This window comes from Kitasatospora sp. NPDC052896, assembly GCF_044547075.1.
Classification (GTDB): Bacteria; Actinomycetota; Actinomycetes; order Streptomycetales; family Streptomycetaceae; genus Kitasatospora.
This window is the reverse complement of record NZ_JBITZU010000005.1, coordinates 63918-75897: the sequence shown is the minus strand read 5'-3', so window position 1 is coordinate 75897 and position 11980 is coordinate 63918. Positions and strand designations below refer to the sequence as shown.

Genomic DNA, 11980 nt, shown 5'->3' with positions numbered 1-11980 from the left:
CTCCCACCAAAACGCAACTGAGTTAAAAAAGCAACCAGGGAAGACTTCATACCCAGTTGCCTCCCGAGTGCTACCGTGAACGCCGTGAACGAAGCGATTGGGCTGCGGGCCCGGAAGAAGGAGCGGACCCGCCAGGCCATCTCGGACGCCGCGATCGCGCTCTTCCTGGCCCGCGGCTACGACCAGGTGGTGGTGGCCGAGGTCGCGGCCGCCGCCGAGGTGTCCAAGCCGACGCTGTTCCGGTACTTCCCGACCAAGGAGGACCTGGTCCTGCACCGGTTCGCCGACCACCAGGGCGAGTGGGCACGGGTGGTCGCCGAGCGCGCACCCGACGAGCCGCCGCTGGCCGCGCTCCACCGCCACCTCGTGCGCGGGCTGCACGAGCGCGACCCGGTCACCGGGCTGAACGACGTCCGGGAGGTGCTCGCCTTCCACGGCCTGGTGTTCGGCACTCCGTCCCTCTGCGCCCACCTGGTCCACTACCGCGCCGCGGACGAGGCGGCGCTGGCCGAGGCGCTGCGCGCGGCGGCCGGCGCGGGGCCGGACGAGCTGGGCCCGCGGCTGGCCGCCGCCCAGCTGACCGCCGTGCGGGAGGTCCTGGCCCGGGAGAACTGGCGCCGGCTGACCGCCGGTCACACCGCCGACCAGCTCCTCCCGCAGGCCGAGGCGGCGGCCGACCGTGCCTTCGAGCTGCTCGCGACGGGCCTGGCAGGACGCTGGGCCTGAGCCCGCGCTCCCACCCGCCGCCCACGACACGCCGGGCGCGGGGGTGGGGGTGAGCCGGTGCCCGGGCGGGGAGACTCTCGGACGTGGCAGAGAACGGTCAATCACCCCACGACGCCGGCTCCGCGCACGCCGGCGAGCAGCACGGCACCGCGCTGGGGAGCCGGCTGAACTGGCTGCGGGCCGGCGTGCTCGGCGCCAACGACGGCGTGGTCTCCACCGCCGGTCTGGTGGTCGGCGTGGCGGGCGCCACCTCCTCGGCCACTGCGCTGCTCGCCGCCGGCCTGGCCGGCCTGCTCGCCGGGGCACTCTCGATGGCCTCCGGCGAGTACGTCTCGGTGAGCACCCAGCGCGACAGCGAACGGGCCGCGCTGGCCCTCGAGCAGCGCGAGCTCACCGAGCAGCCGGTCGCCGAACTCGCCGAACTGACCGAGCTGTTGACCGACCGGGGGCTGACCGGGGAGCTGGCCCGCGAGGTGGCCGAGCAGCTCACCGCGCGCGACGCGCTCTCCGCGCACGCCCGGGTCGAGCTCGGCATCGACCCGGAACAGATCGTCAACCCGTGGCACGCCGCCGCGGCCAGCTGCGCGGCCTTCACCGTCGGCGCGCTGCTGCCCCTGCTCGCCATCGTGCTGCCGCCGACCTCGCTGCGGGTGCCGGTCACCGTGGTCGCCGTGCTCTGCGCGCTGGCCCTCACCGGCTGGATCAGTGCCCGGTTGAGTGCCTCACCGGCCGGTCCCGCGGTGCTGCGCAACCTGCTGGGCGGCGGGCTGGCGATGGGCGTCACCTACGCGGCGGGCACCCTGGTGGGCACCGCCACCCGCTGAGTCGGTCCTGGCTCACCCGTCCACCGTGATCCGGAAGAGCGGCAGCACCCGCCCGGGGACCGACCCGGACGGCGTCTCCCCGATCCGCACCGCGCCCAGCCGGGCGTAGAAGGGCGCGGCGTTGGGGTCGGAGTCGATGCTCAGGCTGCGGAAGCCGAGCTCCCGGGCGGCGCTCACCACGTGCCGGTAGAGCAGGCTGCCGACGCCCTGGCCCATCGCGGCCGGGTCGACGAAGAGCATCCCCAGCGAGCCGTGCGGGGCGTCGCCCTCCAGGGTGGCCATGCCGAGCAGCTCGCCGTCCCGCTCCGCGACCACCGCGCGGCCGATCACCAGGTCCTCCGGGCCGAGCGTCAGCTCCAGCCGGCAGGCGGCCATGAACGCCTCGTCATATCCCCAGTGCGCCTTGGAGCGCAGGACCAGCTCGGTGAGCGGACCGGCCTCCTCGGGCCGGGCGGAACGGACCAGCATCAGAGCCTCCGCGGGAGCGTCAGGGCCTCGACGGCCCGGGGACGCTCCACCGTACCGGCCGGCCGCAGGACGTCGGCAACCGGCAGCCGGTCACGGGGCACCGGTCCGGGCCCGCAGCCGGCGCAGCATCCGGGCGTCCTGGAACCCGGTGGCCCGGGCGGCGGCCTCCACCGTGCTGCCCTGCCCGATCAGGTGCTCGGCCCGCTCCACCCGGAGCAGCTGCTGGTAGCGCAGCGGGGTCAGCCCGGTGACCTCGGTGAACCGCCGGGTCAGGGTCCGTTCGCTGACGCCGCCGGCCGCCGCCAGGTCGGCCAGCTGGAGCCGCTCGGCGAACCGCGCGTCGATCAGGTCCTGCACCCGGTGCACGGCGTCGCTCAGGTGCGCGCGGTGCCGCAGCATCGCGCTGGCCTGCCGCTCCTCGCCGTTGCGGCGGGCGTAGACGACCATCTGGCGGGCCACCCGGGCGGCGGCGGCCGGCCCGTGCCGGACCGCGACCAGGTGCAGCGCGAGGTCGATGCCGCTGGCGATCCCGGCCGAGGTGACCACCCGGTCGTCCGCCACGTAGAGCACGTCGCGCGCCACGTGCGCCCGGGGGTAGCGACCGGCCAGCTCCTCCTGCAGGTCGTGGTGGGTGGTGCAGCGCCGGCCGTCCAGCAGGCCGGCCCGGCCCAGCGCGTCGGCCCCCGCGCAGATGCTGGCGACCGTCCCTCCGGCGCGGTGGTGGGCGGCCAGCCGTGCCAGCGCGGCGGCGCCGATCGGGCCACCGGCGCTCAGCACCGGCGCCCGCCAGCCGGGGACCATCAGCAGGTCCTCGACCGAGAGCTCCGGCCACCGGGTCGAGGCGCGCAGCGGCAGGCCCTGCGCGCTGGGGACCTCCTCCTGCTCGGCCACGTAGCAGAGCTGGTAGTCGTGGCCGAGCCCGGCCGCGGTGGAGAACACCTGGGCGGGCCCGGCGAGGTCCAGCAGGTGCAGCTGCGGGACCAGCAGGAAGACGACGCGCGGCACGATCCGGTCAGCCTCCGATCGAAGTGGCGGCGGCCGGCCGGGTCAGTTCGGCCACCGTGGCGATGGTGGCGAACCGGCCGGCCAGCGCGTACTCGGTGCGGGCGACGATCTGGTCGGTGGTCAGCGTGGTCGGGTCGGCCAGCAGCTCGGCCAGGCTCCGGTCGGCGGGGGCGTCCCGGTGCGGGATCGGGAAGGTCGCGGTCGCGTCGGTGACGAAGGTGACCTCGAAGCCCAGGTCGGCGGCGAGCCGGGTGGTGGTCTCGCAGCACTGCTCGGTCTGGATGCCGCTGATCAGCAGGCGGCGGATGCCGCGCTGGGTGAGCAGCTGCTGCAGGTTGGTGGTGGTGAAGGCGTTGCGCGAGGTCTTGGTGAGCACCGGCTCGCCGTCCCGCGGCGTCAGCCCGTCGATCAGTCGGACGTGCGGCGAGCTGGGGTCGAACGGCCCGCCGCTGCCGGGCTCGGTGTGCAGGATCCAGACCACCAGGTCGCCCTGCTCCCGGGCGGCGGCCACCAGTTCGTTGGTCACCTCGACGATCTCGGGGTTGGACACGGCCGCCCAGTTCGGCCGCTGGCGGAAGGACTCCTGGACGTCGATCACGATGAGTGCGTTGGTCATGGCTCGATCCTGGTGGTTCCGGCGCGCCGCCCGGTAGGCACCATCATGCCGCGAACCGGACCGATCCGGTCAGCCGTCGACCGGCGCGGGACGGTCCCGCGACGACCGTGAAACCAGAGGTCCCCCGCCGGGTCCGGCCCGACCACGAACGGCTCCTCCGCGCAGGCCCGGCGGCCGGCGGCCCGGCCCGGGCGGCCGGACCCGGCACGGCTCCAGCGGGGGAACGCGCGAAAACCCCGCTGCCCGGTGGTGCGGCAGCGGGGTTCCAAGCCGAGTGGTCTACTTCTTCTTGTCCTTGTTGATCACCGAGGGCAGCATGACCAGACCCGCAATGATCACGAAGAGCGCGATCGGGATCCCCACGTACAGGCCGAGGCTCTGCGCGACGGTCAGCCCCTTGTACGAGCCGTCACCGCCGTCGGCGAAGGCGGGCGACGACATCAGCATCATCAGCGCAGCCACCGCGGAGACCGCACCGGCGCGCACAGCGTTCCTCTTGTCCACGTTTTCCAAGGTACCGGCCCTTTATCGGGGGCCGCTCGGCGGGGTCGACCTTCCGGGTTCGGCGCCCCGGCCGGCCCGGATCCCGCCGGCCACGCTCCCACCGGACCGCAGCCCGCCGGCCCGCAGTCCACCGGTCAGCAGGCCGCCGAGGGCCAGCGCTCCGGGGGCGGCGGCCAGTCGCTCCAGGGTGACCGGGCGACCGGTGGCGTCGGCGACCGGCAGGCGCCAGTTGGGGTACTGGTCCCAGGTGCCGGGCAGGTTCTGCGGCCGGGGGTCGCCGACGGTGTCCGGCAGCCAGACGCCGACCAGCTGGGCCGGGGTGGCCAGCAGGAAGCGGTGGAGCGCGGTCCGGTCCAGTGGGTCGCCGCTGGCGAGCAGCCCGAGCCGGACCAACTCGGCTTGCCAGTCGGCCAGTTCGGCGGCGGCCGCGGCCCGTTCCACGGCCAGCGGGCGGCCGAGCAGGCCGAGCTGGTGGCGCAGGTCCACGTGCTCGCCGGAGAGCCGGGCCGCGGTGCTCGGCAGGTCGTGCGTGGTGAGGGTGGCCAGGCAGCCGGTCCGCCAGCGCTCGGGCGGCAGCGGGGCGCCCCCGGCCGCCCAGTCGCGCTCGAACCAGAGCACCGAGGTGCCGAGCACGCCGCGCGCCGCCAACTGCTCCCGCACGCCGGCTTCGACGGTGCCCAGGTCCTCGCCGATCACGCTGGTGCCGGCCCGGTGCGCCTCCAGGGCGAGCACGCCGAGCATCGCCTCGGCGTCGTAGCGGACGTAGGCGCCCTCGGTGGGCGGGCGGCCGGCCGGCACCCACCAGAGCCGGAACAGGCCCATCACGTGGTCGATCCGCAACGCCCCGCAGTGCCGGGTGGCGGCCCGCAGCAGCTCCGCGTACGGCGCGTAGCCGGCCCGGGCGAGCGCGTCCGGGCGCCAGGGCGGCAGGCCCCAGTCCTGGCCGTGCGCGTTGAAGGCGTCCGGTGGCGCGCCGACCGAGATGCCGGTGGCCAGCACGTCCTGCAGCACCCAGGCGTCGGCGCCGCCCGGGTGCGCGCCGATGGCCAGGTCGTGGACCAGGCCGACCGCCATGCCGGCCCGTTCCGCGGCCCGCTGGGCGGCGCCGAGCTGCTGGTCCAGCTGCCAGGCCAGCCAGCGGTGGAACTCGACGGCCCCGGCCAGCTCGGCGCGGGCGGCGGCGACCTGCGGGGTGTCCGGCCGGCGCAGCGCCTTCGGCCAGTGCTGCCAGTCGCTGCCGTGCACCTCGGCCAGCGCGTTCCAGAGCGCGTACCGCTCCAGCCAGTCGCCCTCGCGCCGGACGTACGCCCGGTACGCGGCCTCCCGCCCGGGCCCGCGCGGCACCGCGTGCAGCAGCTCCAGGGCGGCCCGCTTGAGGGTCCAGACGGCGTCCCGGTCGATCAGGCCGTCGTGCTCCAGCACCTCCGCGCGCAGCCGGCCGGCCTGCCGGGCCAGCTCCGCCAGCCGCTCACGGTCGGCCGGGCCGACGTAGGCGTACTCCGGCACCTCCTCCACCCGCAGGTGCACCGGGTCGGCGAAGCGCCGGGAGGACGGGCGGTACGGGGACGGGTCGGACGGGCTGCCGGGCACCCCCGCGTGCAACGGGTTGGTCTGCAGGAAGTCCGCACCCAGCGCGCCCGCCGACCACTGCGCCAGCTCGGCCAGGTCGGCCAGGTCGCCCATGCCCCACGAGCGTTCGGAGAGCACCGAGTAAAGCTGGGCGAGGAACCCCCAGCCCCGGCCGTGCGGGGTGGGTGACCGCTCGGGGGCGACGATCAGGTGCGCGCTCTCGGCCCGCTCGCCGAGCCACAGCCGCAGCGTGTGCCGGCCGAGCGGGAGGTCGGCGGGCAGCCAGTGCGCCCGGCCGGCCGGCAGCCGCCAGTCGGTGCCGTCCTCGAGCGCGATCACCAGCCGGGTCCCGGCGGGCAGGTCCAGCGCGGTGCGCCGGCCGGCCCTGGTGACCAGGGTGGGCGGCAGCAGCCGGGCGGCGGTCCGCTCGCGGTGTTCGGCCAGCGCCCGGTCGACGGCCTCGGGGGTGGCGGCGTCGACGCCGAGCGCGGCGAGCACCGCGACCAGGGTGGGGGCGCCGACCTGGACCACCTCGGCGCCGGAGTCGTAGCTGCTCTCCACACCGTGCGCGTGGGCCAGCGCGAGCAGCGCGGCGGGCGGGGCCGGGGCGTCGTAGGCGGGCGGCGCACCGGCGGCCCGGGCCGGCTCGGGCGCGTCGGCTCCGGAGGCGTCGTCAGGGCGGTTGAGGTAAGCGGCCAACACGGTCTCCTGCGGGGCTCGATGACACAGGACGGGGAGGAAGGGCACGGCGGACGGAGGGCGGACACGGCAGCTCCACTCCTACCCGGGCGCCCTCGCGGCGACCCTCAGCGGCACGCCGGGGCGGGGGCGCGGGGCCGTGGTGCGGCGGCGCGGGCGGCGACTCGGCCGGTGACTCGGCCGGCGACTCGGCCGGCAGGCGGAGAATCGGATGATCAACAACAAAAGGGTCATAAGCCCTCATCGCGTTGACAGTTGCCCTGTCAACTGGTGGGCTGTCACGGCGACGTCGGGCGCGGTCGGGCGCAGATCGCGGCCGGACGGTCGCGAACCCGCCGACCACCCCCTTCCGGCCGACTGCCCCCGGCCGTCCAGGAGGCCTCCTTGCAGACCCGTGTGTCCGCCGCCGCGGGGAGGCGGCTACGGCAGCAGCTCGAAGACAGCCCGGCCCTGCGCGAGGTTCTGCGGCACCCGGCGGTCCGGGTCACTCGGCAGGCCACCGCGCGCACCGCGCGCCGGGTCGCGCCGCGCACCGCGGACCGGCTGATCGCCGACCTCAAGGGCACCGAGCCGCTGCTCGCCGAGGTCCGCGCGGCCCGCACGGCCGAGCGGACGGGCACCGTGACGCACCGTCGGGCCGCGCTGCGGATCGCCGCCACCTTCTCCGCGGCGGCCGTGATCGGCGGCCTGCTCGCGGTCGCCCCGGCCACCGCGCTCGGCCAGTCGGCCACCTCGGCCGCGGTCAGCACCCCGTTCGCCACCCCCAACGGCACCCCGCTGGGCAACCTGGCCGACCCGCAGGTCTTCCCCCGCCCGCAGCAGCAGACGCTGACCGGCAAGCCGGTGACGGTCTCCTCCGAGGTGTTCCTGGTGGCCGCGCCACAGGCCGACCCGGGCGCGCTGGCCGCCGTCCGCGAGGTGCTCGGCGACGCGGGCGCGCAGACCGTGCTCACCCCGCCGTCGGCGACGGACGCCCCGGCCGGCTCTCTGGTGGTGTACGTCGGAGGGGCCGCCGAGGGGTCGACCGGCGGCACCGAGGGGGTGCTGCACCAGCTCGGCGCCCCCGACCCGACCGGCCTGCCGTCCGGCGGCTACGTCCTGGCCGCCGGTCAACTGCCCACCACGGGCGGCTCGTTCGGCGCGGTGGTGCTGGCCGGTGTGGACCCCGCGGGCACCTTCTACGCGGCACAGAGCCTGCGCCAGTTGCTCACCGCGGTCCCGGCCGGGCAGGGCCAGGGCGGCTCGGGAAGCTTCGGCTTCCCCGGCGTGATCCTGCGCGACTGGCCGTCCGGCGCGCCGGTGCGCGGCACCGCGGAGGACTTCTACGGCACGCCGTGGACCAACGACCAGCGGCTCGCCCTGATGGACTTCCTGGGCGCCACCAAGCAGAACTTCTACCTCTACTCCCCCGGCGACGACCCGTACCGGCAGGCCCAGTGGCGCGACCCGTACCCGGCCGGCCAGAACACCGACCTGCGGGTGCTGGCCGACCGGGCGCAGCAGAACCACGTCACCCTCGGCTACGCCATCGAGCCGGGCCAGAGCTTCTGCTACAGCAGCAGCAAGGACCTCGACACGCTGCTCGGCAAGCTGGACGCGATGCGTCAGATCGGCTTCACCGCCTTCCAGTTGCAGTTCCAGGACGCCACCTACGACTCCAGCCAGTGGCACTGCGCGGGCGACCGGCTGGCCTTCGGCACCGGCCCGGCCGCCGCCGCCCGGGCCCAGGCCAGGGTGGCCGCCGCCGTGCAGCAGCGGCTGATCGACCGCAACCCCGGCCTGGCGCCGCTCTCGATCGTCCCCACCGAGGACCACCAGCAGGGCGCCAGCCCGTACCGCACCGCACTGGCCGGCGCGCTGCCCAAGGGCGTGCAGGTCGCCTGGACCGGCGTCGGGGTGATCCCGGCGACGATCACCGCCGCGCAGACCTCGGCCACCGCCGCGCTCTTCGGCCACCCGCTGATGACCACCGACAACTACCCGGTCAACGACTCCACCCCGGACCGGCTCTACCTCGGCCCGTACACCGGCCGTGACCCGCAGCTGGCGAGCGGCTCGGCGGTGCTGCTGACCTCCGGCATGCAGCAGCCCACCGCCTCCCGGATCGCGCTCTCCACCGCCGCCGACTTCGGCTGGAACCCGACCGGCTACCAGCCCGACCAGTCCTGGCAGTACGCGCTGCGCTCGCTGGCCGCCAGTACCGTGCCCGGCAGCGCCGCCGACCCGAGCGGCGGGCCGGCCCTGGCCGCGCTCACCGCGCTGGCCGCCAACAGCTCCTCCTCACCGCTCGCACCGCAGGAGTCGGCCTATCTGACCCCGCTGATCAACGCCTTCTGGGCGGCGTTGCAGCCGCCCACCGGCGGCACGATCGACCTCGGCAAGCTCCAGCAGGCCGCCGCCCCGCTGCGGGCCGCCTTCGGCACGATGGCCGGCGCGGCCGACGCGCTGGGCGGCAACGACTCGCAGGCCGCCCCGGCCGGCGACGACCTGGCCGCCGAGGCCGGGCCGTGGTTGGACCGGCTGAGCATCTACGGGCAGGCCGGGCAGGCCGCGCTGGACATGCTGCTGGCCCAGCACACCGGCGACGGCGCCACCGCCTGGCAGGCCCGGGTCACCCTGCGCTCGCTGCGCGACCAGCTCGCCCAGGGCGGCACCACGGTCGGCGCCGGGGTGCTCGACCCGTTCCTGGACCGGGCACTGAGAGCCGCCGACAACTGGTCCGGGGTGACCGCCGGTTCGATCTCGCCGACCACCACGATGGGCAGCGCGACCGGGCACGGCCCCCACCAGATGACCGACTCCTCGCCCGGCACCTTCTACTGGACCTCCGCGCCGCCGCAGGTCGGCGACTCCTTCGGGATCAGCCTCGGCGACGGCCTCCCGGTCGGCACGGTCACCGTCGCCATGGGCGCGCAGCCCGACGCCGACCCGGGCAGCGACGACGCCATCGCCGCGGCCGACGACTACCTGCACGACGGCGTCCTGGAGTACACCACCGGCGACGGCGGCTGGCGGCAGCTGGCCACCGTGCACGACCAGAAGACGGTCACCGCCGGCCTGCCGGCCGGTGTGGTGGTCCGGGCGATCCGGTTGCGCGCCACCGCGACCCAGCAGTCCGCCATCGCGGTGCGCGACTTCAGCGTCACCGCGCCGGACGCCGGCAGGACCAGCGTCAGCGGTGGTCCGGCCCCGGCCCCCGGCTCCTCCCCGGCCGCCGTGCTGGACGGCGACCCGGACACCGCCTACCGGGCGGCCGCCCCGGCGGCCCCGAGCGACCCCCCGCTCACCGTGCAGCTGGGCAGCACCCGGCCGCTGGACCGGCTGACCGTGCTGACCGACCCGACGGTGCACTCCACCGCGGCGGTGCAGATCCACCAGCCGGACGGCAGCTGGACCCAGATCGGCACCGTGCAGCCCGGCTACAACGAGCTGCCCGCGAACGGGCAGCGGACCGACGCGGTCCGGCTGGTCTTCCAAGCGGGCGGCGACGCGCCGGTGGTCAACCAGATCGTGCCCTGGTACGCGGACGACCCGGTCGCCCAGCTGACGCTGGCCGACCCGGTGCTGGACGTGGTGGCCGGCGCGACCACTCCCGCGAGCACCCGGGCCGTGGTGCAGGCGGTCCGGCCGGAGGGCGCGAGCGGCGACGTGCACGTCGAGCAGCCGAGCACGCCGGCCGGCCTGACCGTCACCCCGGTCGCGGCGCCCGGCCAGCCGGGCTCGCCGGTGAGCGTGCCGCGCGGCGCCCAGGCCAGCGCGACGGTGCAGGTCAGCGCGGCGGCGGGGACGCCGTCCGGGACGTACCCGGTGCCGGTGGACTTCACCAGCAACGGGACGACCGTCCAGCAGACCCTCCAGGTGCACGTGGTGCCGCCGACCAGCGGTCCGGACCTGGCGCTCACCGCGACCGCCAGCTCCTCGGGCGACGCCTCGGCGAAGTACCCGGCCTCGGCGGTCACCGACGGCAACCCGGCCACCCGGTGGGCCTCGAAGCCGGCCGACAACGCCTGGGTGCAGCTCCAGCTGCCGCAGGCCGCCGAGCTGGGCGAGGCCGTGCTGCACTGGTCGGACGCCTACGCCGCCGCGTACCAGCTGCAGACCTCGGCGGACGGGGTGAACTGGACCACCGTGGCGACCGTGGGCAGCGGCCACGGCGGGACCGAGACGGTGCGCTTCGACGCGCCGGGCGCGGTGTACTTCCGGATGCAGGGGGTCCGGCAGGCCACCCAGTTCGGCTACTCGCTCACCGGGATCGAGCTCTACGCGGTGGCCGGCACCGGCGGCGCGGCCTCGCCGCCCGTCCAGCCGGGACAGCCGACGCCGACGCCCACGCCCACGCCGTCCGGGCAGCCGAGCGGCGGGCCGAGCACGGTCCCGACCCCGACGCCGACCACCTCGCCGGGCGCCGTCCCGACCCCGACCGCCTCGCCCTCGGCCCAGCCCAGCCCGGGCGCCCCGCCGGCCCCCTCGGCCCCACCCACCCCGGGCGCCCCGCCGGCACCCCCGGCCTCGCCGAGCCCGGGCGCGACCTGGCCGACGCACTAGGGCCGGTCCGGCGCGCACCGCCGAACGGGTGAGTGCGGGCATACGGCGGGCCGGCGGCGCGCTCACCGGGAGCGCGGCGCCGGCCCATGAGGCGTACCGAAGGGTGCGGCCTTGGTGGTCAGGCGGTGAGGGCCTCCGGCTGCTCACCGCGGTGGACAGGGCGGGACCGGCCGATCGGGAGCTTGGCGGGCCCCGCGTGGTCGGTATGGTCGTGGTGTTCGAAGTCACGGAACTGGTCCGTGCCACCGTACGGCTCCAGGTAGGGCCGCCAGCGCGGGTCCTTGATCCCGGTTCCGATGATGCGCCAGGCCAGCCCGCTGGGCGGGGCCGGAGGTCGCTTCATCCGCCACCCGAGTTCGGTCAGGTGGCGGTCGGCCTTGACGTGGTTGCAGCGGCGGCAGGCCGCCACGACGTTGTCCCAGCGGTGCTGCCCACCGCGGCTGCGCGGGATGACGTGGTCGACGCTGGTAGCGGCGGCCCCGCAGTAGACGCAGCGCCCGTGGTCGCGGGCGAAGAGCGCGCGGCGGGTGAGCGGGACGGGCCCGCAGAACGGCACCCGGACGAACCGGGTGAGCCGAACCACGGAGGGCGCCGAAACGGCGCTGGTGGCGCTGTGCATGGTGACTCCCGATTCCTCCAGGCTGACCGCCTTGTGGTTGAGGACCAGGATGAGTGCGCGGCGCATCGATACGACGCCGAGTGGCTCGTAGGACGCGTTGAGGACCAGGACATGCGGCACGGATGCCTCCTTGGACGCCTGCGGCGCGTGGCTCGCGCCGGGACGAGCGGATGATCACGCTTTGTGGCGCGATCACCCCCAGTGTCGCCTTACGACTTTGTACGGCGCCACCATTACCGGGTAACAGGCCGGGGTGGCTTCGGTCATAACCCGGTGTTCTTGCTCTATGCCCAGACCTGCGGCGTGCTGCACTCGAACGGCCCGCGGGCGGCCCGTGGCGGTCCCTCGTCGCCCGCCCGGCGGGCCGCCGGGCGGGCGACGGCCGGCGGGCTCGCCCGCTGCCGG

The 11980-nt window shown here is 75.8% G+C and carries 9 protein-coding genes; 3 read left to right on the top strand and 6 right to left on the bottom strand.

Features of this window, described 5'->3' with window-relative positions; all coding sequences use genetic code 11:
* Positions 1–84 precede the first annotated feature (84 nt).
* Both ACIGXM_RS13050 and ACIGXM_RS13045 read left to right on the top strand, forming a co-directional pair.
* The gene (locus ACIGXM_RS13050; protein WP_396560038.1) at positions 85–726 is read left to right on the top strand and encodes a TetR/AcrR family transcriptional regulator; all 642 of its coding nucleotides are present in this window, start codon (positions 85–87) and stop codon (positions 724–726) included.
* 83 nt (positions 727–809) lie between these two features.
* The gene (locus tag ACIGXM_RS13045; protein WP_396560036.1) at positions 810–1550 is read left to right on the top strand and encodes a VIT family protein; all 741 of its coding nucleotides are present in this window, start codon (positions 810–812) and stop codon (positions 1548–1550) included.
* 12 nt (positions 1551–1562) lie between these two features.
* Here ACIGXM_RS13045 and ACIGXM_RS13040 read toward each other — a convergent pair whose 3' ends face one another.
* The 5 genes from ACIGXM_RS13040 to malQ all read right to left on the bottom strand — a co-directional run bounded on the left by ACIGXM_RS13040 (position 1563) and on the right by malQ (position 6411).
* A complete protein-coding gene (locus ACIGXM_RS13040) occupies positions 1563–2018 on the bottom strand; it encodes a GNAT family N-acetyltransferase (RefSeq protein ID WP_396560034.1) in 456 nt (151 codons plus the stop codon).
* Between the two features lie 90 nt (positions 2019–2108).
* Complete coding sequence (locus ACIGXM_RS13035; protein WP_396560032.1) at positions 2109–3023, bottom strand: GlxA family transcriptional regulator; 915 nt, start codon at positions 3021–3023, stop codon at positions 2109–2111.
* Positions 3024–3030: 7 nt separating this feature from the next.
* The gene (locus ACIGXM_RS13030; protein ID WP_396560030.1) at positions 3031–3639 is read right to left on the bottom strand and encodes a cysteine hydrolase family protein; all 609 of its coding nucleotides are present in this window, start codon (positions 3637–3639) and stop codon (positions 3031–3033) included.
* A 279-nt stretch (positions 3640–3918) separates the two neighbouring features.
* Positions 3919–4152: a hypothetical protein gene (locus ACIGXM_RS13025; protein ID WP_396560028.1), complete on the bottom strand. Its 234-nt coding sequence runs from the start codon at positions 4150–4152 to the stop codon at positions 3919–3921.
* A gap of 12 nt (positions 4153–4164) precedes the next feature.
* Complete coding sequence (malQ, locus tag ACIGXM_RS13020) at positions 4165–6411, bottom strand: 4-alpha-glucanotransferase (RefSeq protein ID WP_396560026.1); 2247 nt, start codon at positions 6409–6411, stop codon at positions 4165–4167.
* 384 nt (positions 6412–6795) lie between these two features.
* On the opposite strand from malQ, the gene ACIGXM_RS13015 reads away from it, so the two are divergent.
* Positions 6796–10956 (top strand): beta-N-acetylglucosaminidase domain-containing protein, encoded by a 4161-nt coding sequence (locus ACIGXM_RS13015; RefSeq protein ID WP_396560024.1) that lies wholly within the window; start codon positions 6796–6798, stop codon positions 10954–10956.
* A 118-nt stretch (positions 10957–11074) separates the two neighbouring features.
* Here ACIGXM_RS13015 and ACIGXM_RS13010 read toward each other — a convergent pair whose 3' ends face one another.
* Entirely contained in the window at positions 11075–11695 is a 621-nt protein-coding gene (locus ACIGXM_RS13010) for an HNH endonuclease (protein WP_396560022.1), read from the bottom strand.
* Between the last annotated feature and the right edge of the window lie 285 nt (positions 11696–11980).